Source organism: Maledivibacter halophilus (assembly GCF_900167445.1).
Taxonomy (GTDB): Bacteria; Bacillota; Clostridia; order Peptostreptococcales; family Caminicellaceae; genus Maledivibacter; species Maledivibacter halophilus.
This window is the reverse complement of sequence record NZ_FUZT01000007.1, coordinates 166,568-190,786: the sequence shown is the minus strand read 5'-3', so window position 1 is coordinate 190,786 and position 24,219 is coordinate 166,568. Positions and strand designations below refer to the sequence as shown.

The 24,219-nt window shown below is 32.6% G+C and carries 19 protein-coding genes; all 19 read left to right on the top strand.

Features of this window, described 5'->3' with window-relative positions:
• Positions 1-146 precede the first annotated feature (146 nt).
• Complete coding sequence (yaaA, locus tag B5X81_RS14725) at positions 147-896, top strand: peroxide stress protein YaaA (RefSeq protein ID WP_079492737.1); 750 nt, start codon at positions 147-149, stop codon at positions 894-896.
• Positions 897-1,100: 204 nt separating this feature from the next.
• Complete coding sequence (locus tag B5X81_RS14720) at positions 1,101-2,264, top strand: AI-2E family transporter (protein WP_079492735.1); 1,164 nt, start codon at positions 1,101-1,103, stop codon at positions 2,262-2,264.
• A 167-nt stretch (positions 2,265-2,431) separates the two neighbouring features.
• Positions 2,432-3,073 carry a threonine aldolase family protein gene (locus B5X81_RS28610; RefSeq protein WP_330397393.1) on the top strand — a complete coding sequence of 214 codons (642 nt, stop codon included), beginning with the start codon at positions 2,432-2,434 and terminating at the stop codon, positions 3,071-3,073.
• A gap of 30 nt (positions 3,074-3,103) precedes the next feature.
• On the top strand, positions 3,104-3,469 hold the full coding sequence (locus B5X81_RS28605) for a hypothetical protein (protein ID WP_330397392.1): 366 nt from the start codon (positions 3,104-3,106) through the stop codon (positions 3,467-3,469).
• Entirely contained in the window at positions 3,469-3,915 is a 447-nt protein-coding gene (locus B5X81_RS14710; RefSeq protein ID WP_079492733.1) for a MarR family winged helix-turn-helix transcriptional regulator, read from the top strand. The genes B5X81_RS28605 and B5X81_RS14710 overlap by 1 nt, the downstream gene beginning before the upstream one ends.
• Positions 3,916-4,122: 207 nt before the next feature.
• Positions 4,123-4,920, top strand: a complete 798-nt coding sequence (locus tag B5X81_RS14705; RefSeq protein WP_079492732.1) for a MerR family transcriptional regulator — start codon at positions 4,123-4,125, stop codon at positions 4,918-4,920.
• Positions 4,921-5,034: 114 nt separating this feature from the next.
• Positions 5,035-7,032 carry an FAD-dependent oxidoreductase gene (locus tag B5X81_RS14700; protein ID WP_079492730.1) on the top strand — a complete coding sequence of 666 codons (1,998 nt, stop codon included), beginning with the start codon at positions 5,035-5,037 and terminating at the stop codon, positions 7,030-7,032.
• A 398-nt stretch (positions 7,033-7,430) separates the two neighbouring features.
• Positions 7,431-8,789 (top strand): APC family permease, encoded by a 1,359-nt coding sequence (locus tag B5X81_RS14695; RefSeq protein ID WP_079492729.1) that lies wholly within the window; start codon positions 7,431-7,433, stop codon positions 8,787-8,789.
• A gap of 368 nt (positions 8,790-9,157) precedes the next feature.
• Positions 9,158-9,817, top strand: coding sequence for a hypothetical protein (locus B5X81_RS14690; protein WP_079492728.1), 660 nt, complete (start codon positions 9,158-9,160; stop codon positions 9,815-9,817).
• 43 nt (positions 9,818-9,860) lie between these two features.
• Positions 9,861-11,885, top strand: a complete 2,025-nt coding sequence (locus B5X81_RS14685) for an extracellular solute-binding protein (RefSeq protein WP_079492727.1) — start codon at positions 9,861-9,863, stop codon at positions 11,883-11,885.
• 306 nt (positions 11,886-12,191) lie between these two features.
• Complete coding sequence (locus tag B5X81_RS14680) at positions 12,192-12,965, top strand: carbohydrate ABC transporter permease (protein ID WP_330397391.1); 774 nt, start codon at positions 12,192-12,194, stop codon at positions 12,963-12,965.
• On the top strand, positions 12,962-13,843 hold the full coding sequence (locus tag B5X81_RS14675; RefSeq protein ID WP_244282109.1) for a carbohydrate ABC transporter permease: 882 nt from the start codon (positions 12,962-12,964) through the stop codon (positions 13,841-13,843). The genes B5X81_RS14680 and B5X81_RS14675 overlap by 4 nt, the downstream gene beginning before the upstream one ends.
• Positions 13,844-13,862: 19 nt before the next feature.
• A complete protein-coding gene (locus B5X81_RS14670; protein WP_079492725.1) occupies positions 13,863-15,833 on the top strand; it encodes a biotin/lipoyl-binding protein in 1,971 nt (656 codons plus the stop codon).
• Between the two features lie 105 nt (positions 15,834-15,938).
• On the top strand, positions 15,939-16,871 hold the full coding sequence (locus B5X81_RS14665; protein WP_208985069.1) for an ABC transporter permease: 933 nt from the start codon (positions 15,939-15,941) through the stop codon (positions 16,869-16,871).
• A 430-nt stretch (positions 16,872-17,301) separates the two neighbouring features.
• The gene (cls, locus tag B5X81_RS14660; protein ID WP_079492722.1) at positions 17,302-18,840 is read left to right on the top strand and encodes a cardiolipin synthase; all 1,539 of its coding nucleotides are present in this window, start codon (positions 17,302-17,304) and stop codon (positions 18,838-18,840) included.
• Positions 18,841-19,443: 603 nt separating this feature from the next.
• Positions 19,444-20,931: an aspartate ammonia-lyase gene (locus B5X81_RS14655; RefSeq protein WP_330397390.1), complete on the top strand. Its 1,488-nt coding sequence runs from the start codon at positions 19,444-19,446 to the stop codon at positions 20,929-20,931.
• A 53-nt stretch (positions 20,932-20,984) separates the two neighbouring features.
• The gene (locus B5X81_RS14650; protein ID WP_244282119.1) at positions 20,985-21,701 is read left to right on the top strand and encodes a 4Fe-4S dicluster domain-containing protein; all 717 of its coding nucleotides are present in this window, start codon (positions 20,985-20,987) and stop codon (positions 21,699-21,701) included.
• A gap of 14 nt (positions 21,702-21,715) precedes the next feature.
• A complete protein-coding gene (locus tag B5X81_RS14645; RefSeq protein ID WP_079492721.1) occupies positions 21,716-23,329 on the top strand; it encodes an FAD-binding protein in 1,614 nt (537 codons plus the stop codon).
• Positions 23,322-24,203, top strand: a complete 882-nt coding sequence (locus B5X81_RS14640; protein WP_079492719.1) for a CoB--CoM heterodisulfide reductase iron-sulfur subunit B family protein — start codon at positions 23,322-23,324, stop codon at positions 24,201-24,203. The genes B5X81_RS14645 and B5X81_RS14640 overlap by 8 nt, the downstream gene beginning before the upstream one ends.
• Positions 24,204-24,219: the final 16 nt, after the last annotated feature.

The window sequence follows — 24,219 nt, the reverse complement described above, 5'->3', positions numbered from 1 at the left end:
TAGAATTTTACACCAAAGGCCTAGGAGAATACTAACTAGTATTTCTCTTAGGCCTTTAATAATGTTAAAATTAAATTTATAAGATAGGAATTATTAATGAGGATAAAACTATACTATCTAATTATTTAGACTAGAAGGAGGAAATTATGAGAATAATTATTTCACCGGCAAAAAAGATGAGAATAGATACAGATTCCTTAGATTATAATAAACTTCCACGATTTATAAAGGATACGGAAACTTTACTAGGATATTTAAAGGAATTGAGCTATGAAAAACTAAAATCAATATGGAATTGTAGTGATAAAATAGCTACTCTGAATTATGAGCGAATTCATAGGATGGGTTTGTATAGTAATTTGACTCCAGCCATCCTTTCATTTGAAGGAATTCAGTATCAATATATGGCCCCAGGAGTGTTTGAAGTCAAGGAGCTTGAATATCTTGAAACACATCTTCGTATTCTATCTGGTTTTTATGGTATGCTACGCCCATTTGATGGTGTTGTTCCTTATAGGCTGGAAATGCAGGCAAAATTGAAAGGTGATGTTTTGAACTCACTTTATGAAATTTGGAATAGAAAGCTAGCAGATGAACTTTTTTCGGAAAGTCACTGTATTGTAAATTTGGCATCTAAAGAGTATAGTAAATGTATTTCAAAGTATTTGAGCAAAAAAATACGTTTTATTACTTGTGTTTTCGGCGAAATGATTGGAAAAAAGATAGTTGAAAAGGGAACACTAGTGAAGATGGCAAGAGGCGAAATGGTAAGATTTATGGCAGAAAAACAGATTGAAAATGTAGAGGATATAAAAGAATTTAATAGACTAAACTATTCATTTGCAGAGGAGCTATCAGATAAAAATACATATATTTTTTTAAAGAATGAAAAATAATATGCCTTAGCTTTTTTTCAATGTTATTTTTATATAGGTTCATAAATGCATTATAAGGAACGAGTAAGTATGATATAATTAACCATTAAAGGTATAATTATTAGTAAGTCAACAAAAGCTTTACAAATTAAATACATTTTTTCGTAGGAAAAACAGAAAAAGATATAGATTATACTATTTTTACTTAGGAAAGGATTCGTTTGTATGCAAATAGATAAACAATCAGCTAAAAATATTATTGGTATTTCTTTCTTCATAATTCTTTTGTATTGGGGTATTAACAATTTAAGTATTATAGCAAATATGCTGCAAAAAACCTTAGGGTATATATCACCCTTTCTAATTGGTTTATGTATAGCTTTTATATTGAATATTCCAATGAGACCTATTGAGAACTGGATTATAAAGATATTAAAAACAAAGAAAGTAAAAAGGAAACAATCAAAACAGTTTTCTTATAAGTCAATACGTTCAATTAGTATTGTCTTGACCTTGATTGTCTTTTTATGTGTTATATTTCTTGTTATGTTTATAGTTATTCCTGAAATTAGTCGTACAATAAAATCAATCAAAGATATACTTCCAAACTCTATTCAAAGTATTCAACAATATTTGAATAAAATTGATATAAAGATGCCCCTCATTGTAAAACAGGCAGAACTAATGGGGATTAATATAGAAAATATAAATAAAGCTTTCTTGACATTTATTGAAAATGCTAGCATTTATGTTGTGGATTCCTTTATAAGTATAATTGGTTCAATTTTTAGTAGTCTTTTAAATTTCTTTTTGGGGCTTGTCTTTTCTTTTTATGTACTAATAAATAAAGAGAAACTAGCCAATCAGGGAAAATATGTACTTGACGCTTTTTTATCTAAAAGACGTTCAAATCAAATAATCTCTGTTCTAACCCTTACTAATAAAACTTTTATCAATTTCTTTACGGGACAATTTGTAGATGCACTAATATTAGGAGGGCTGTTTTGGATTGGAATGACTATTTTTAGGTTCCCTTATGCAATGATGATTTCAGTACTTATAGCATTTACAGCACTAATCCCGGTTTTCGGAGCATTTATAGGTTGTGCAGTTGGTACATTTTTGATTTTAGTATCTAATCCCATGCAGGCTGTTTGGTTTATTGTATTTTTCTTGATAATACAGCAAATTGAAGGTAATTTTATCTATCCTAAAATAGTTGGGTCTTCAGTAGGATTGCCTCCTATGTGGGTATTAGTGGCTGTTACATTGGGTGGAAGTATTATGGGGGTGTTTGGTATGCTTATATTTATCCCTATTACTTCTGTTTTATATAATTTGTTTAAAGAAACTGTTAAAAAGAGGTTAAAGGAGAAACATAATAAATAGAATTCATAAATTAGAATAGTAGAGAAAGCAGTCGGCAAAGACAGATGAAACGTTCCTGTGTCTTTAAAAATAAATTTATTATTTTAGTTGAAATTTCTGCTATCCTAGTGTAGACTGTTTTTAGTAGAATTTTCAACTATTTTTAATATAAGAAAGGGGTTTTGCTTATGTATAGCTTCAAAGATGATTATAGCGAAGGAGCACATCCTAAAATTTTAGAAGCTTTAGTATCAACTAATTTTGTACAAGAAGACGGATATAGTATGGATTCTCATTGTAAAAGAGCCATAGAACTTTTAAAAGCAGCTACAGATGATGATTCTATTGACGTTCATTTTATTTCAGGTGGGACACAAACAAATCTTTTGGCTATAAGCTCTTGCCTTAGACCTCATGAAGCATGCATATCAGTCAAAACTGGTCATATAGCTACTCATGAAGCGGGAGCAATAGAAGCTACTGGGCATAAGGTAATTACTATAGAAAATTCACAAGGTAAATTGTCACCAGATTCAATCCAGCCTGTATTAGAACAATATAGTTTCGAATATGCAGTAAAGCCTAGAGTGGTTTACATTTCTAATCCTACAGAGCTTGGAACAATTTATACAAAAGATGAATTAAAGGACCTTTATGAATTTTGCAAATCAAACGGACTTTTACTTTATTTAGATGGGGCTAGACTTTCTTCTGCATTAGTTGCACCAGAAGCACAGCTTTCACTTAAGGATATAAATAAGTACACTGATGCATTCTTTTTTGGTGGTACAAAAAATGGTGCCCTTTTAGGAGAAGCACTTATATTTTAAAATGATGTTTTTAAATCGGATTTTAGATATATGCTTAAGCAAAAAGGTGCTATGCTGGCTAAGGGACGAATACTTGGAATTCAATTTGAGACGCTTTTAGAAGAGGATTTATATTTAGATTTAGCAAAACATGCCAGAAACTTAGCTCAAAATGCTCAATCAAAGCTTAAAGGTATGGGATTTAAGTTATTAGTAGAATCATCAACAAATCAAATATTTCCCATATTTTCTGATAATATGATTGAAAATTTGAGAAAAGATTTTGCTTTTCATACTTGGACCTCTATAGATAAGGAAAATAGTTGTATTCGTTTAGTTTTTTCTTGGGCTACACCTATAGAACAAGTAGATGAATTTTTAAATAGAGTAAAACAATCAAAGGAGAAGGGGCTATAATGAATGCTCCAAAGCATTTTATACTTAGGAAATTAGGCTCTTTAACTAGAACTATAAATGCTATAGTAGAGTCAGAATTTAAGGAATATGGATTAAAAAGAGGTCAATTCCTTTATGTCAGCAGAATTTGTGAAAATCCAGGTATTAATCAAATGACACTTTCACATTTATTAAAAGTGGATAAAACAAGAGCTGCTAAGAGTATAAAAAAATTAATAGAGAATGAATTTATTACAAAAGCAAGAGATAAAAATGATGCTAGAGCTTTTTTGCTTTATCCAACTGATAAGGGTCAAAAAGTCTATAAAAAAATCATAGAAGAAGAAAATAGACAGGTAGATATTTGTTTTAAGGGATTTGGTGACTCGGAAAAAGAAATAATATTTCTTCTCCTTTCTAAGATGACTGATAATTTAGAGGAAGATTGGAAAAATCTTAAAAGGTAGAAAAACATAATATATAGGATAGCTAGTTTAGATTCCCTCAGACTACAGTTTGAGGGAATTTTGCCTTTAGGGGGAAATAAAATTTGATTAAAAAATATAGTATTGTGATATAATTAACAAATAAGATTATCCTATCAAATATCTCTTTCCACTTAGATAAAGATAATATAAAATACCTAAAGCAGCTTTAGGTAGAAAGGAGAAGCTATGAGGTATAGTATTTCGGATTTGGCAGAAATTCTTGGATGTACCACTAGTGCTATCCATTATTATGAAAAAGAACATTTAATTGAAGTTGAAAAGGGTAAAAATGGTCATCGATATTATAATGTTGTGGATATATTTAGATTGCTTTCCTATGCAAAGTATCGTTCTATGGAAATACCTATGAAAACTATCATCACACAATTTGGTGGAGAAGAAAATAATTACAAATTAATAGAAGAAAGAGAAACAAAATATAAATTAGAGGCTTTAAAAAAAGCGAAATATTATATGAACTTAGCAGATGCTATTGAAGAACATCTTGTCAGCATAAGGAAAATTGAGCAGCTATTGAATCAATATGAATTTGCACAGTCACCTGAAGTAACTATTATGTGCGATGATGAATGCGGATGGCTTTCAAAAAATAGAAATTCCCAGAAAATAATTTATGAATGGGTAAAAGCAATGCCGGTAGTTCAGCTAGGAGTAATGGATGCAAGAATGGGAATGAGTAACTTTGGTTATTTAGTAAAAACCAAGAAGCTAAAAGAACTGAAGCTGCCCATGGATTTATATACAAAACAATTAAAAAGCACTTCTTGCTTACATACAATTGTAGTGGCAGATGGGGACTTCACACAGCAGCCTCAGAAGGTTTTTGAAAAGCCCTTTGAATATGCCAAGGATAAAGGACTTAAGTTAGGTGAAGTTGCTTGGGGAAAGATCCTATTAGTCGAAGTTGAAAAGGGAGCCAAATTGCATCCATATATAGAATTATGGATTTCGTTAAAAATTTAGTAATATCCTCTTGAAAGTAAAGTTCCTTTATGCTTTATACTGAAATTAACATTGGTTATCTTTAGATGTGAAATAAAAATCCAAACATAATGGTGAATCAGAAAGGAGACCACAATGAAGGATAAGTATAGGGTACTTTACCAGCCAATTAAAATTGGAAAACTAGAGATTAAAAACAGATTTGTTCTTGGACCAATGGGGCCAGGGGGAATGTGTAATGCAGATGGCAGTTTTAATGAAAGAGGAATTGAATTCTATGTAGAACGGGCAAAGGGCGGAACTGGATTAATTATGACTGGGGTAACAATGGTGGAAAACGATATTGAAAAATGTGCTTTACCATCCATGCCATGTCCAACAATCAATCCTCTAAATTTCATCACAACAGCTAATGAGATGACAGAGAGAGTTCATGCATACGGGTCAAAAATCTTTTTACAATTATCGGCGGGATTTGGACGGGTAAGTATACCAGCTATTGTAGGAAAAGTGGCAGTAGCGCCTTCATCAATACCCCATAGATTTTTACCAGAGGTGACATGTCGTGAATTAACTAATCAAGAAGTAAAAGAATATGTAAAAGCATTTGGGGAATCAGCATTAATTGCAAAAAAATCTGGATTTGATGGTGTTGAAATTCATGCAGTACATGAAGGCTATTTATTAGACCAATTTGCTATTTCTTTCTTTAATCATCGTACCGATGAGTACGGAGGATCATTAGAAAATCGTTTAAGGTTTGCTTGTGAAATTGTACAAGAAATCAAGAGACGCTGTGGAGAAGATTTTCCAGTATCACTTAGATATAGTATTAAGAGTTTTATAAAGGATTGGTGTAAAGGCGGATTGCCAGATGAAGATTTTGAGGAAAAAGGAAGAGATATTCCTGAAGGAATTGAAGCAGCAAAAATTCTTGTTGAAGCTGGTTATGATGCACTAAATGGAGATGTTGGTTCCTATGATTCATGGTATTGGAGTCATCCACCAATGTATCAAAAAAAGGGACTATACCTTCCATATAATGAAATTCTTAAAAATGTAGTTGACGTGCCTATTATTACAGCAGGAAGAATGGATGATCCTGAATTGGCAAGTGAGGCAATTTTACAAGGAAAAACAGATATGGTTGCTTTAGCAAGACCACTTCTTGCCGATGCAGAAATTCCAAATAAGATTTTGGAAGATAAGTGTGATACTATTAGGCCATGTTTATCCTGTCAGGAAGGCTGTATGGGAAGATTACAGACCTTTGCAACGGTATCCTGTGCAGTAAATCCAGCATGTGGACGGGAAAAGGATTATGGATTAGAAAAAGCAGAAAGCAGTAAGAAGGTTCTTGTTGTAGGTGGCGGTGTTGCAGGAATGGAAGCTGCAAGGGTTGCAGCCACTCGTGGTCACAAAGTAACACTATTTGAAAAGAATAGTTATCTTGGCGGAAATGTTGTTCCTGGAGGGGTTCCAGATTTCAAGGATGATGATCGTGCACTTGTTAAGTGGTATGAACTTGCATTGAAGGATTTGGAGGTTGAAATAAAATTGAATGCGGCTGCATCAAAGGAAAGCATTGAAAAATTTGGAGCTGATGAGGTAATTATAGCAACTGGTTCTAATCCAAAAAATTTAATTATTGAAGGAGCCGACAATGTTTATTCAGCAGAAGATGTGCTTATGGGAAGAAAAAATCTTGGAGAAAAAGTTGTGATAATTGGTGGCGGTCTTGTTGGATGTGAAACAGCTCTTTGGTTAAAGCAGCAAGGGAAAGAGGTTACCATTATAGAAATGGAAAATGATATTCTTCAAGTGGGAGGACCTTTATGTCATGCTAACCACGATATGCTTCATGAACTGATTAAACACAATAAAATTGACGTTAAGACTGGTTCTTATATCAGCGGAAAAACAGATAAAGGCTTTGTTATTAATACAAATGGACAGGAATCAATTATTAATGCTGATAATGCCGTTATTGCTATTGGATATTCATCTCAAAAAGATTTATACAATGAGATTACATTTGATATACCAAATGTAAAATTAATAGGAGATGCCAATAAGGTTCAAAATATTATGTATGCTATTTGGAATGCCTACGAAGTAGCTAGGAATATTTAAAGGGTAAAATTTAATATTGATAGGGGCAGTCCTGTTGGGCTGTCCTATTTTAATGGAAATATTTATATAATCAATTTAGATGTCCTTTAGATAAAATTACAGGATACACTTGAATTGCCTTGTGAAAAATAAATAGAGGGGATTTTCTTGAATAATTATACTGAAAATTATTATGCAAATTATCTCTGATTTATATACATATTTTAAATCAAATCCATCTTCAAAATAGTATATTATTAGATCAAATAAATTTTAATATATAAAAATAAAAATTAATATTTACTAAATTTTTTTTATACTTATAAAAAATATACTTGTCTAAATATACTGAATATATTAAAATAGGAGCTAGTCTTAAAAAAAGATAAATTATAATTGCATGAATGGAGATGGTTATTATGGAGACAAAATTAGAAAAGAAATATGGCCTAATTACAGCCATAGCAATGGTAGTTGGTATTGTTATAGGTAGTGGAGTTTTTTTTAAAGCTGAAAAGGTTTTAAATGCAACTGGAGGTAATCTTACTCTAGGTATTTTAGCATGGATTATAGGCGGAATTATTATGATTTCTTGTGCATATACTTTTGCTGTAATGGCAACCAAATATGAGCATGTAAATGGTGTAGTAGATTATGCAGAAGCCAGTATGGGTGAAAAATATGGATACTATGTAGGCTGGTTTATGGCACTTATTTATTATCCAACATTAACATCAGTTTTAGCATGGGTTTCAGCTAGATATACTAGTGTATTATTTGGATTTTCAATAACCGGTGGAGAATGTATGACTATAGCATGTTTATTTTTGATAAGCAGCTATGCACTTAATGCACTATCACCGATTTTGGCGGGGAAATTTCAGGTTTCTACAACTGTTATAAAGCTCATTCCATTATTTTTGATGGCTATAGTTGGTACAATCGTAGGCATTAGTAATGGTATGACAGTATATAATTTTACAACAATAGTAAAAGAAGTTAATACTTCTAATGCATTATTTACAGCTGTAGTTGCAACAGCCTTTGCATATGAAGGATGGATTATTGCTACAAGCATCAATGCGGAATTAAAGAATGCTAAGAAAAATCTTCCCTTGGCACTTGTTGCAGGAACCTTTATTATTATGCTTGTATATATTCTTTATTATGTTGGTTTAGCTGGAGCTGTAACTAATGAAGTTATGATGACTGGTGGTGAAGCCGGTGCTAAACTGGCATTTCAAACTATATTTTCAGATATAGGTGGTTCGTTAATTTTTGTATTTGTTATTATTTCTTGCTTAGGAACCCTAAATGGATTAATGCTTGGATGTACCCGTGGTCTTTATTCAGTAGCTGAAAGAGGTTTTGGTCCTAAAGCAAATATATTTAAGCAAATAGATAGTATTACAAATATGCCTACAAATTCTTCTATTTTTGGTTTATTGCTTTGTGGGATTTGGTTATTATTTTTTTATGGAGCTAATTTAACGGAGCCCTGGTTTGGATTTTTTTGTTTTGATTCTTCTGAATTACCAATAGTTACAATCTATGCCTTATATATTCCTATTTTTATTAATATAATAAAGAAAGAAAAGGATTTCAACTTTTTTAATAGATATATTATGCCAGTTGCTGCTCTAGCTGGATGTGTTTTCATGATAGTTGCTGCTTGTTTTTCACATAGGATGGCTGTTGTTGCTTATTTAATTATTTTTGCAATCGTAATGGCTATTGGAACAATGTTTGGACAAAAACAAATCAGTAAGTCATTATAATCCATCGAATATATTAAAAAATTCTAGTATATCAAATACTCAAAATACTTCCATTTGTTAGGGGAGTTTTTTTGAGTATTTGATATGCTAGGTTTGTGATTAGAATCAATGATATGGGAACTAGAATATTTAGTTAATTTAGAAGTATAGGATGATATAACGAATTAAAATCTATTGAAAATAAGATTATTATAGAAAGGATACTTCTACCCTGCTAATTTATTATTGTGAATTAGCGGGGTAGAAGTGTTTTTTTACAGAATTTACAACTTTTTTACAAGTATAATATAAAAACAATACAACTATTTTGTATAGTAAATAGGGTGGTCTTTTGCTCAGAAAGTTTAATTCTATTTTGGAGGGATTTAATGAAAAAAATAATTATATTAGTATTAATTAGTACATTGATGTTTAGTATTGTTGCATGTTCTGAAAAAGTAAATTCAATGGAGAAAAATGCAACTGATGCTAAGGAATTGTCAAAATCAGAAGATACAAATGAGTTGGGAGAAAAACAAGAGGCATCTAATATAGGCAGTGTGTATTTTGACTATGATAAAGAAAGATTTGAATTGATAAAAGTCAAAGATTGGGATGATATTATCTTATGGGACAAAGAGAAACAACATGATTTTTTGACAGTGGTACATTGGGATGATCTTAGTGCAGAGGAGATTGTAAAAGAGAAATTACAAGAAGCTAGAAAATATGATGATGAGCTTGAGCAGGTAGAGAGTGACTTAAAAGTGGAGTCTTTAAAACTCATTGACTATTATAGAGAATATGAGGATTATATGAATGATAAAGATACATATGAACTTGTAAAATTTCTGTATATGTATTTCATAGATGATGGTAGTGGTGGTGTATATAGGATTGTAATTGATGCCGATACATTTGATGATTTAGATGATGATGCTAAAAAAGAATTATTAGAGGGCATTAAAATAATACCCCTATCAGAAAATGACAATATGAAGGATATAAAGGTGCTTGATAAACCCCCTGCTAAAAAAGTTGCAAAGTAATTTATAATGAAACAAGCAGTGATAACGTAAAGGAGAGAATAATATGAAGAGATACTTATCTGTTTTATTGATTTGTGCAATGATTTTTTCCCTTGTTGGGTGTGGAAAAGATGGAGAGAAAGTTTCTACAGATGGAGAACAAATTTATCAAAGCAGTTTTCAACAGGTAGATAATGTACCAGAAAATGCTTATGATTTTCAATTAAGTAATGATAGAATATGGTTCTTATCAGGTGAAGAAAATTTTGTTGGTTCTATGGCCATTGATGGGACAGATTTTAAGAAGATCAATCTTTCTAAAGATGGTTCTGCAGCATACAATATTTTTGATATTGCATCGGATGGATCAATAGCTGTAGGTGGAATAAATAATGAAACAAATATATTTACTCTTGTTAAACTTAACAAGGATGGTACAGAAGAATTCCGCACAGAATTCGAAAATGATATAAGGTATATGAGTTCAGATGGAGAAAATAATATTTATTTGACAGAAAGGGATAAAGTTATAGTTTTGAGTCCACTGGGAGAAAAATTATTTGAGCTTCCTGCTGAAAGGCCAAGAATTTCAGCTGATTCACAGGGCAATGTATGGCTATCAACCTTTGGTGATGGTGGATATGAGTTTAAAAGTATAGACGTCAATAATAAGGATTATGGAAAAGAAAAGATAGTTAGTGAAGAGGATTTTAGAAGTATAGTAAAGGGAAATGATACTTACAGCTTCTTTGCCATTTCTTCAGATATGGTAAGGGGATATAATAGTAAGACTAATAAATTTGAAGAGCTATTTTCTTTTTCTGATGTGGATGTAGTAGGTAATTATGTTAGACTTTTTGCTAGTTTAGAACAAGATAAATTTATTTGCTTGGCAAAAAAAGGTAAAAATGCAGAGATTGTAAATATTGTAAAGGGTGAAAAGAAAGCAGAGAAGACTACATTGACTTTAGCATCATTTATTTTAATGCCCCATATTGAGGAAAAAATAGTAGACTTTAATCGTACAAATCCCGATTACAGGATTGAAGTTTTAGACTATTCTAAGTACAATAATCCCGATGATTATTCAGCAGGGGAAACAAAGTTAAATACAGATATTATTGCAGGAAACACTCCAGATATAATTGAATTAGGGAAAACACCATTGGAGACTTATACAAATAAAGGGCTTTTGGAAGACCTTAATAAGTTCTTAGAAAATGATGAAACTATTAGTAAAGATGATCTTGTTTTAGGGGCCTTCAACGCCTTATCAACAGAGAATGGATTGTACAGATTATCTCCTCACTTTAGTATTACTACATTGTATGGAAAAGAGTCTAAGATAGGAGATAAAACTTCATGGAATCTTGAAGAATTACAAAAGTTCTTAGATTCAAATGAAGATATAGGGCAGCCATTTGTAAATATGCCTTCTTCGCAAATACTACATTCCTTGACTATGTATACAATGGATCAGTTTGTAGATGCTGAAAGAGGAGAATGTAGTTTTGATTCACCTGAATTTATAAAACTGCTTGAATTAGTGAAGAAGTTCTCGAAAGCTGGACCTGGAGAATATAAGGATCCCAATAAAGAGCTTTTAGATAATAAAGGACTATTGGCAACAATGTATATGACCAATGCTAAACATTTTGTTAAAGCAGACAATGAATTAAATGGGGACTTAAAGATAATAGGATTTCCTACAGAAGAGGGAAGTGGAAGTGTTGCAGATTTTCAATTTTCCTTTGGGATATTTGCAGATTCTGAAAATAAAGAGGGGGCATGGCAGTTCTTGAGATCATTATTAGAAGAAGATTATCAGGATGCTCTAGCTGAATTTGAAACGCCTGTGCTTTTGTCTTCATACAATAAAATGCTAGATAAGGCAGAGGTAATAGAAGAACAAAAAGAAGAATATAACAAAATTATAAATTCTGTTACTAAAACTTCTTTTTATGATGGTACATTGATGGGAATTATTTCAGAAGAAACAAAGGCCTTTTTCGAAGGTGAACGTTCTGCTGAAGAAGTGGCAAAGGCAATCCAAAGTAGGGCGAAAATCTATGTTTCTGAAAATAGATAGAGTTAAAAGCAGCTGTAAATATAATATAAAGAAGAATAATATTTATTATATGTAAGCGCAGTAACTATTTGTTAAATTGCTTCTAGTATAATTTTGACTGGGGAAGTTTTGAGTTAATATTATGGTGTTTGAACTATATGAAAATGCAGATATTAACCTAGAATTATATAAATTATATTGCTGTATCTTATAAGAAAGAATAGGTACAGCAAAAGGAGGAATAAATTGAAAAATAAAAAAATTGAATCTATATTTTTACTCCCCAGTCTCCTAGGAGTTCTCCTATTCTTTTTGATTCCATTTATTGTGATTATATATTATTCACTAATTAATAATCCCATGGAACAGAAATTTGTATTTTTAGATAATTTCAGTGCACTACTTGATAATTCGGCATTTATTCTTGCCGCAAAAAATACAGCCATATTTTCTTTATTAGCTGTTCCATTGGCAGTTATTTTGTCATTGGCTCTAGCCCTTCTATTAGAATCTAAAATTCCTTATAAAAGTCAGTTTCGAACCTTTTTTCTTAGTCCTATGATGGTGCCTGTTGCTTCAGTAGTCCTTGTTTGGAAGGTGGTTTTTAATTTTAATGGTCCTATAAATAGCTTTATTGCAGTGTTTGGCTTAGAACCAATTAATTGGCTAAAATCTGATTATTCTCAACTTGTAATTATAATATTATTTTTATGGAAAAATCTTGGCTACAATATGATATTGTTCATGGCTGGGCTAAATAGTATTCCAAAGACCTTATTAGAGGTTGCAGAGATTGAAAATGCAAGTCCATGGTTTAAGTTTGTTCAAATTAAATTGCGTTTCATTTCTCCCACAATACTTTTTGTTGCATTATTGTCTTTGATAAATTCCTTTAAGGTATTTAGAGAGATACATCTGCTTACAGGTGATTATCCATATGATAGCTTATATATGCTGCAGCATTTTATGAACAATACATTTAAGGCATTGGATTATCAAAAATTGGCTACAGCTGCAATTCTAATGGGAATAGTGATGATTGTTATTATAGGTATTTTGTTTATTATTGAGAATTATTTTGGAAAGGATGTGGAAGGGTGAAAAAGAGACATTATTTTTCTCGTGGGATATTGTTTCTAATTGCATTTCTATTTGCAGTACTGTTTATTTTGCCCACCCTTCTGACAATAACTAATTCTTTTATGTCGCAATGGGAATTGTCGGCAAATTATGGAAAAGTATTTTCAGAAGTTACTTCTGATAATGTATATATATTTGAAAAAGTCAATTTAAAGCTTATTCCAGATATGGTTTCCTTTACACAGTATTTTTCTGTATTGCTGCAAAGTCCAGATTATCTATTTAAATTTTGGAATTCTGCTTTTCTTGTAATCCCCATAGTAGTTGGACAAGTGGCGATGGCAACCTTTGCAGCATATACTTTTTATCGCTGTCGTGGTAGAGTATATCAGATTCTGTTTTTTATATATATTATATTGATGTTGATGCCATATCAGGTTATGCTGGTACCCAATTATCTAGTGGCTGATTGGACAGGACTTCTAGATAGTAGATGGTCGATTATTTTACCTGGAATATTTGCGCCTTTTTCAGTATTCCTTTTGACAAAATTTATGAGACGAATTCCTGAGGCATTAATTGAGTCGGCTAAGATTGATGGAGCCACAGAATGGAAGATTTTTACTAGAATTTGTATACCCCAGTGCTATAGCGCTATTTATTCTGTTGCTATTTTAGCATTTATAGATAATTGGAATATGGTGGAGCAGCCAATTATCTTGTTGTCCGATGTTGGAAAGCATCCCTTATCAGTGTATTTGTCAAATATTAATACCGAAGAAATAGGATTGGCATTTGCAGTAGCTACCATATATATGATTCCTCCTTTGTTGCTTTTCCTTCACGGAGAGAAATATTTGGTAGAAGGCATTACACATTCTGGTTCCGTAAAAGGATAGATATAAAGGAGCAAAAATTATGAATGAAGAAAAAAATATAAAAAGAATTTGGCCAAAGAAAGCAGCATTTATCTTCTTTGTTATAATGTTGATACTAACCTTTTTCTCCAATACCATAATGAATATGTCACTGCCACAGGTCTCGGTTTACAGTGTTAAAGAAGGAGAAATAGGAACTGTAATAAGGGGCTCTGGTATTGCTGAGGCAATTGGTAATTATGAAGTGATGATTAGTCAATCTCGAAAGGTTCAGGAGGTTTTAGTACAGGCCGGTGATACAGTAAATGAGGGAGATGTTTTGTTCTTACTTGATGATGAAGAAAGCGAAGAATTAGAAATGGCTTTGGATAAATTAGATGATTTAAAAATACAGCATCAGAAGATGTTAATCAATTGGCCTTCTCCAGACTATACTCAAGAAGATAGGAATATTGAAAGAACAAAACAGGAACTTGAAGAGGCAATGATAAAGCGTGATGCAAACAATGTATCCAAGTACCAGGTAGATAATATGGAGCATTTAATAAATATGAAAGAAGAAGAGCTTGAGGATTTGACAGATGAAGTAAATGAACTTCAAACTGAGCTCAGTGATTATTCAGGAGCTACTGACGAAATGCTGAAGTCTCTTAAGCGGCAAATTGAAGATAAGGAAAATCAGATTGATAATGCCAGACCATCTAGAGAAAGGAATCCAGTAAGTCTTAGCAGTTTAAAATTAAATCTTCAAAGACTTAAAGAGGATTATGAGATTTTAGTTGCTAAATATCCTGATTATGATAGTGTAAATAATGATTTGGATAATAGTAAAGTGGCATTGGATAAAAAGAAAAAGGAACTTTCAGATGCCGAGAAAAATAATGCTAGTGAAGATGTAATAAAGACCTTGAAGGAAAATATTCAATCCTTAGAAAATAAAGTTAATGAACTGAAAACTAAGCTTTTGGGCTATTCAGAGCTGACATCATTAGTTAGAAGAATAGAAGATAAAGAAGACGAAATTAAAGACCATGAACCATATGTAGAAGGTCCTGCTATAGATACAGATCAATGGGAGCTTGAACTTGAGCGATTAGAAGAAGACTATAAAGATATGCGAGATAAAAATAGAGACTATAATAGAGTAAAAGAAAAATTGAAAGATACTAAAGATGATTTATCAGAGGTAGAAGAGTCATTAGAGCTATTAAGAGAAAATCATAATAGCTTATCAGAAAAATATGATAAATGGAAGGCTGCCGATGAGGAGGCTTTCCGGCTGCAGAACGAATTAGAGGATTTGTTATTGTCTGTTGAAAACAATAAAAAAAGTGATAAAAGGGCCGCTTCTATTGCAGAACTGGATTCAAAAAAACTAAAGGAAGATATTGAAAAGCAGCGGGAATTGGTAAACGAATTGAGAACAGATGTCACTAATGGAAAAGTAGTGGCAGATAAGGATGGTATTATTAAATCTATAAATATTGCTGCAGGAAGAATGACTTCGCCTAATGCAGCTATGGCTGTTATTGAGACTATAGATCAAGGCTATTCCCTTTCCTTTTCAGTTACCAAGGAGCAAAGTAAAATGTTATCTATAGGAGATATAGCCAATGTAGAGGATAGTAATATTACTGCAACTTTAAAGCAAATAAAAAATGATCCTTCAAATCCTGATGAAAATAAGGTGCTTACATTTTTACTTGAAGGTGAAATAGAGTCTGGAGATGTCTTTTCATTGTCTATTGAGCAGCCAAGTGCTGATTATGATTTTGTTATACCAAGGAGTGCTTTACATTCAGATAGTCGAGGGGATTTTGTATTTACAGTAAGGTCGAAAAAGACCCCCTTTGGTAGTAGATATATTGCAAAACGAGTGAATGTCAAAATTTTAGATGAAAATGATCAGAATGTTGCTGTATCAGGAGCATTGATGAGGGGTGATTATGTTATTACCACATCGACAGAGCTTATAGAGTCTGGAATTCAGGTTCGTATGATGAATAAATAAATTATCGGAGGCAGGTAAGTGAATATGAGATATAAACTAAACAAAAAATGCACCCTTTTTCTGGTGATTTATGTGATGATAACAATTTTGTGTTTCTTCCTTACTATGGGATATAATCACCTTTCCACTTTACCCATTTCACAGCAGGGGGCACAGAGGTGGCAGGGGGAAAACCAACAAAAGTTTTCCCAAGTCTCCTGTTTTTTTTCTTCAGATTATCGTGCAACTCTACAGGATATTAATAATTTCCGTAGAGTTGTTAATCAAAAATTATCGGAAAGTTCACTGGATGAGGTCTCATGGATAGATGCTTATTCTGTACAAAGTGAAATTACTGTAAAAACTACACATGGTACAATGAATACAACTGTCTTTGGGGTAGGTGGAGAATATTTCTTTTTTCATCCACTATATCTTAGGAGTGGACAGTATATCTCTGAAGATGACTTATCTCAAAACCAGGTTATTTTAGATGAGCAAGTAGCATGGAGATTATATGGCTCCGTCGATATTGAAGGAATGGAAGTAGAAATCGATGACAAAATATATATAATTTCAGGGGTGATTCGAAGTGAATTAGATCCATTTAATAATATAGCAGATCAAGATAATGGACGGATTTATATGTCGTATAATAGGTTTTCAGAGATAAGCAATTTAGGAATAAATAGCTATGAGATTATAATACCTGAGTTTATCTCGGGATTTGGATATACACTTGTAGACACCGGATTTCAACATTCTCAAAAAGAAGTGATAAATAATAGCAAGCGGTTTAGCGTTAAAAATATATTGGATTTAGTGGTTAAGCCATATACTATGGTAATGCATAAAAAAGGTATTGCCTATCCCTATTGGGAAAATGCAGCAAGAGTTGTTCAGTATTGGCAGTCTTTATTACTTTTTTCAATCATAATTTTATGTTTTATTTTATTGATAATGACTATTGTATTTATAAAACAACATCAGAGATATATAGAGCAGAAATTCAAATCAATCATTATAAATATAAAGGATTATTTTTTAAGATGTATTTAAAGTCTTAAAAAAGTATTGACATATAAAAGTATTTATATAAAATATAGTATAAAATGAAGATGAACTATTTAAAATATCTATATGCTGGCATAGGATTTTTTAAAAATATCAGCATTTTTATTTTTACTATTATTAAGGATATATTATTTTACAATTTGTATTTATTTGTTTACTATTAAAGCTTATGCCTAAAAATATTATTAAACTTTGAAGGAAGCATCAAAATATATTTTTCAATATATATATAGGGTTTGTATAGTAAAAGTTAGTTTATACATGTACAAATACTCAACCCTTTTGGGGATTTTAGACATATATGGGCTAAAGTTTTGCTATAGTGGGAAATTCCTGTTTTATACAAGCACCATAAAAAATTAGATTTATATTAATGGTATTAGGAAGTAAAATAATTTTTGAGAGATGATAATAGATGAAATTTATTAAAAAGTTTTTATTTCATAGAATTGTTTTTTTGGCTATTGCATTAATAATCCAACTGTTGGTTTTGATAGGTGTAATTTTAAAATTCAGCGATTATTTTATCTTTTTCTATGGAGGAAATATACTCATCAGTATTATTGCAGTATTAGGTATTATAAACAATGATATGAATCCGGCATATAAGATTGCATGGATTATACCTATAATGTTATTTCCTATTTTTGGAGGACTATTTTATATTTTCTTTGGTGGAAATAAGTTGGATAAACGAACAAAATATAAAATGAAATGCATAGAGGATAGAACAAAGGAGGCTTTACCACCTCAAGAGTTTATTATAAAAGAGATGGAATCTAAAGATAAAACTACAGCTAATCAGTCAAGATATATACAAAACTATGCATATTTTCCACCCTATTGCAATACTTTAGCTGAATATCTTTCAATTGGAGAAATGAAGTTTGAAAGATTAAAGGAAGAGTTAAAAAAAGCAGAGCATTATATCTTTTTAGAGTACTTTATTATTAATGAAGGAGAAATGTGGAATAGCATACTTAATATATTATTAGAAAAGGTATCAGAGGGTGTAGATGTTCGTGTTATATATGATGATGCAGGTTGTTTGTTCACCTTGCCATATAGATATGATAAGAAGCTTGAAAAAATGGGGATTAAATGCTGTGTTTTCAATCCACTAATCCCTTTGTTATATCCAATACTTAATAATAGAGATCATCGTAAAATTGCAATAATTGATGGACATACAGGTTTTACGGGAGGAATTAATTTAGCAGATGAATATATAAATAGATTTGAAAAGTATGGATATTGGAAGGATTCTGCTATTATGATTAAGGGAGAAGCAGTATGGAGTATGACTGTAATGTTTTTATCTATGTGGGATTATCTTAGGGGAATCGAGGAGGATTTTAAACAATTTAAGTGTGATACTGCATTATTGGATAGCTTAAAGGATATAGATGGATATGTTCAGCCCTTTGCCGACAGCCCATTGGATGATGAAGCCGTTGGAGAAACAGTTTATCTTAATTTGATTAACAAGGCGGAGAAATACGTTTATATTACAACTCCCTATTTGATTATTAATAATGAAATGGTAACAGCATTGTCATCAGCGGCTAAAGGAGGGGTTGATATTCGCATAATTACTCCTTATTGTGCTGATAAATGGTATGTCCATGCCGTTACAAGATCCTACTATAAAATTCTTATTGAGAGTGGAGTAAAAATTTATGAATATACTCCAGGATTTATCCATTCAAAAACCTATGTATCAGATGATGAGTATGGTGTTGTCGGTACAATAAATATGGACTATAGAAGTCTGTACCTTCATTTTGAATGTGGAGTCTGGATGTATAATTCCAGCAGTATTATTGAAATGAAACATGATTTTCTTACAACCTTAAAGGTATGTAAAGAGATTACCATGGAAGATTTTAAAAATATTAAATGGTATAAAGCCTTAGGACGTTCATTCTTACGTGTATTTGCTCCATTAATGTGATTGTTGGATTAAACGTTCTTTTTATTGATTTTCAGAAGCACACGCCTATTTTTATATATAAAGAAAGATATATTTATTAAATTCCGACATATGCTATACATTTATTTTAATTTTTATTAAAAATAGTGTAGCATAGATTGTCGGAATTTTTGCTTTATAGTATTGCTCATTTATGAAAGTTTTTTAAATGATAGAAAATTTGAAAATGTTAAAATTGTAACAAAATACAGAAAAAATCAAGCTCAAAAATACAAAATATTTCCATAGAAAAACATATTCTATTTAAAATGGATATAAAATACTATTTCATTAGCCTAAAGGCGCATGGTAAATTTTTACTAAAAATATAAAGTTTTAATTAGTAATTTACTGTATTTAGGAAGATTTATAAGGAAATTTCTATGAGAAAAAATATGTTTAAAAAATAAACTAAAATCAAAAAACACTTATATTTTTAAAGAAATATCATTAGATTACTATTTTAAATGACTGTACATTAGAATCACAAATTGTTAAAATAATATCAAGAAAAACAAATTTATTTATTATTTATAGATTATTAAAGCCCTTATTATAGGGCAAAAAAAATGGAGGGTGATTCACATGTTAGAAAACAAAAAAAATCATGATGAAAAAGTTGAAATGGGAGGATCACTTCGCGAGATGCCTAAAGTTGGCAAAACTAGGCTAGAATCAGACTCTTTAGGTAGTTTAGAAATAGAAGAAAATGCATACTATGGCATTCAATCCAGAAGAGCTAAAGAAAATTTCCCCCTATCTGGTCAAAGAATACATAGAAAATTAATTCGTGGAATGGGATTTGTTAAATATGCTTGCATTGAAGCTAATTTGCGTACTGGCAGTATATCAAAGGAAATTGGTGAAGCTATAAAAAAGGCCTGCAAGGAATTTATATCCGGACAGTATGACGATCAAATTATTGTAGAATCCATTCAAGGTGGGGCAGGTACTTCTATTAATATGAATGTAAATGAAGTTATAGCCAATAGAGCATTGGAAATTTTGGGAAAAGAAAAGGGCCGCTATGATATCATATCACCTAATACCCATGTAAACATGGCTCAATCTACCAATGATGTTGTACCTACAGCTTTTAAAATAGCAGTTCTAATGATGAAAGAAAACCTAATAAACAGCTTGGAAGAGCTCCATAAAGCCCTACAGGAAAAGGAAAGAGAATTCGATGGAATCGTTGCCGTTGGAAGAACTCATTTGCAGGATGCTATACCTATTCGATTAGGACAGGAATTTGGTGCCTATGCACGATTGGTTGGTAGAGATGTAAAACGAATTGCTGAATCAATGGAATGTCTATGCAGTGTCAATTTAGGAGCTACTGCTGTGGGAACTGGTCTTAATGCAGATCCAGCCTATATTAAAGCAGCTATTGAAGAACTGAGAAAAATTTCTGGCATGGATGTTCAATTGGCAGAGCATTTAGTAGATGCCACTCAAAACACAGACTGCTATGTTCATTTATCCAGTGCAATTCGTATATGTGCTTTAAATATTTCTAAGATGTGCAATGACTTAAGATTATTGTCCTCTGGCCCAATTTGCGGCTTTATGGAAATTAAACTTCCACCAGTTCAGCCTGGATCTTCTATTATGCCAGGAAAAGTAAATCCAGTTATGGCGGAAATGATGAATCAAGTATGCTTTCAAATTCAAGGCAATGATCATGCCATTGCTATGGCTTCAGAAGCAGGACAGTTTCAGTTAAATGTAATGGCACCGGTTATATTTAAGAATATGTTTGAGGCTATAGAAATTTTAACCAATGGAGCAAATGTATTTACAAATCGTTGTATCCGTGGGATTGAAGCCAATACAAAGCAGTGCTTTAATCAAGTCAATAAAAGTCTTGGGGTAATAACTGCTTTAAACCCTCATATTGGTTATGAGAAAAGCTCAGAAATTGCTAAAGAAGCCCTAGAGACTAAAAGAAGCGTTAGAGAATTAGTTTTAGAAAAGGGTATTTTAACAGATGAAGAATTGGATATGATACTTCAGCCTCAAAAAATGACGGAGCCAGGAATTGCTGGTATGAAAAGAGTTTCAAATTCTTAGGAAGTAAAATATAAGAAAGCTAAAAAGCAAACTATAAAGGGGGTAAAAAGGTGATGAATGAGAAAACACCAAAAATGGGAGAAGACAACTTAATTCAGGATCAGGAATTTGTAGATATATATATTATGGGTAAAAAGTACAAAGTACCTAGTTCCTTAACTATTATGAAGGCCTTTGAATATGCTGGGTATACTCTACTAAGGGGTTGCGGCTGTAGAGCAGGTTTTTGTGGAGCCTGCTCCACAGTTTATCGTATCGGCACTGACCACGAGCTAAAGGTAGGTTTAGCATGTCAAACTAAGGTAGAGCAGGATATGTACTTAACACAAATACCCTTTTATCCTTCCCATAAGGTGGAGTACCAATTAGAAGAACTTACAGCCGATGGAGATCAGATAGTAGAGATTTTTCCTGAGATTACTAAATGTCTTGGATGTAATGCATGTACAAATGTCTGTCCTCAGGATTTGAATGTAATGAAATATATCTCCCATGCTATCAGAGGAGAAATTGATAAAGTGGCTGACGAATCCTTTGATTGTCTAATGTGTGGCCTTTGTGCATCCAAATGTCCAGCAAATATTGTTCAATATAAAGTTGCTCTTTTATCTAGACGTCTCTACGGAAAATATTTAGCACCTAAGGCTGGCCATTTACAGGAAAGAATTAAAGAAATTGACGAAGGCGCATTTGAAGAGTCACTAAATGAGCTAGTGAATGCCAATGATGAAATACTGGCAGAAAAATATAATAACAGAGAAATCGAATAAGGGGGCCTAATAATATGAGTTATACTTCTGCAATGAGAGAATTGATAAAAAAAGTAGAAGAGACTAGAGCTTCTCGTTTAGGGAACTACTATCCCAGAATGACTCCAAAGGAAAAGGAAGAGGTACTTAAGAATCATCATCCCGACTATATAGAAAATCAGTTTCGCCAGGCTAAGTTTGGACCTAATAAAGGGGATCGCTTTCCCCATGAACTTTGCGATGTATTAGAAGCATATCCCAGAATAGATTGTAAAAATTTCTCTATAAAGAAAGTGGATTACGAGGTAGATGTACTTGTTATTGGTGGTGGAGGAGCTGGAGCTTCTGCTGCTTTATTGGCCCATGAGCAAGGAGCGAAGGTGCTTATGGCTACTAAGCTTAGATTTGGTGATGCTAATACTGTAATGGCCCAGGGAGGAATTCAGGCTGCAGATCAGCCCCAGGATTCACCTGCTGTACATTATCTAGATGTTATGGGGGGCGGACATTATTCCAATATACCAAATTTAGTAAAGGCTTTAGTTTCCGATGCTCCCTTTGTGATTAAATGGCTGGAAGATATGGGTTGTATGTTTGATAAAAAGACAGATGGAACTATGAAAACAAATCATGGCGGTGGAACCTCAAGAAAAAGGATGCATTCTGCTAGGGATTATACGGGAGCAGAAATTATGCGAGTAATAAGAGATGAAGTTTTGTGTAGAAATATTGAGGTGATTGAATTTAGCCCGGCTGTAGAACTAATTTTAGATGAAAATGGTAAGGCAGCTGGAGCATTACTATATAATATGGAGACAGGAGAGTATAAAGTAGTTCAGGCAAAAACGGTAATTATGGCAACCGGTGGGCTTGGAAGACTCCACACCCAAAATTTCCCCACTTCAAATCATTATGGAGCAACAGCCGATGGTTTGGTTATGGCCTATAGGGCAGGTGCTAAGCTTGTATTTATGGATACTATCCAATATCATCCTACGGGAGCTGCCTTTCCAGAGCAGGTAGAAGGATGTCTGATAACAGAAAAGGTTAGGGGTCTAGGAGCTGAGCCTGTTAATATAGATGGTGAGCAATTTGTTTATCCCCTTGAAACCCGTGATGTAGAGGCTTCTGCTATTATAAGGGAATGTGCAAGGGGAAAAGGTATAACAACACCTGCAGGAATGAGTGGTGTATGGTTAGATTCACCGATGATTGAGCTTATCCATGGAGAAGGAACTATTGAAAGGGAACTGCCAGCTATGCTTAGACAATTCCAAAGGTTTGATTTAGATATACGCAGGGACCCTATTTTAGTATATCCAACTCTTCATTATCAAAATGGAGGAGTATTAATTGATGAAAATGGTGAAACCTCTGTTGAAAATCTTTTTGTGGCAGGGGAAGCTTCCGGTGGTATCCACGGAAGAAACCGCCTTATGGGAAATTCCCTACTTGATATTTTAGTATTTGGAAGAAGGGCGGGACTTCAGGCTGCAGATAAAGCTTTATCCATGAAGGATTTTAAGCCCAGTTTAAGTATTGAACATGTAAAGAATTTTGTGGATGAATTAAAAAATCAGGGAATTGAAAAGAGATTTGCTTCACCTATTTTGATTCCTTTTAAACATAGACTTAGCCCAAATGGATAGGAATCATCTTAAATTTAAAAGCAAAAGGGGAGTTGAAAATATGCTAGGATATTATCCCGGTTGCACAGTTAGAGCACAAAAAGATGATGGCTTTGAAAGGGAATCAATGGCAATTCTAAATTTCTTTGGTGTATATGCCCATGAGCTCTCCCAATGGGAATGCTGTGGAGCTGTATATCCCCTAACGGAGGATGAATATGTACCTTTATTATCCTCTGTCAGGGCCTTGCAAAAAACCAAGGAGGAAAATCGTCAAGGGCTTTTAACCTTGTGTAGTGCTTGCTATCATGTGCTTAAACGTGTTAACTATAGAATGAAAAATGATAAAGAAGCTAAAAAGCGTGTGGGAAGTTACCTACAGTTTGAATATGAAGGAGATACAAAAGTATATCATTTAATTGAAGCTTTAAGGGATTTTATTGGTTTAGATAAACTAAGGGAGAAAACAGTATCACCCTTATCTGAAGAAAAAATTGCCTGCTATTACGGCTGTTTATTTCTTAGACCAAAGGAAGAAATGGGACTATTAGATCCTGAAAATCCCCAGCTAATGGAGGAAATTGTAAAGGCCTTAGGAGCAGAACCTGTAAAATTCCCCTATAGTACCGACTGCTGCGGCTCTTATCATGCTTATCAAAAGGAAGGTATTAGTCAGAATATTAGTGAGAGAATAGTAAAATCAGCGAAAAAGGTTGGAGCAACCCAAATCGTTACTGCTTGTCCGCTATGTAAGCATAATTTAGAGGACTGCCAAAAAAAATGGGATGAAAGGGATAAGTTGCCTATTAACTATATTACTGTTCCAATTGTTCAGGCCCTAGGAGGCCTAGAAGAATTAGAAAAAGAAGAGTTTCAAAATCAGATTGCCAATTAGGTACAAAGAAAGGAGA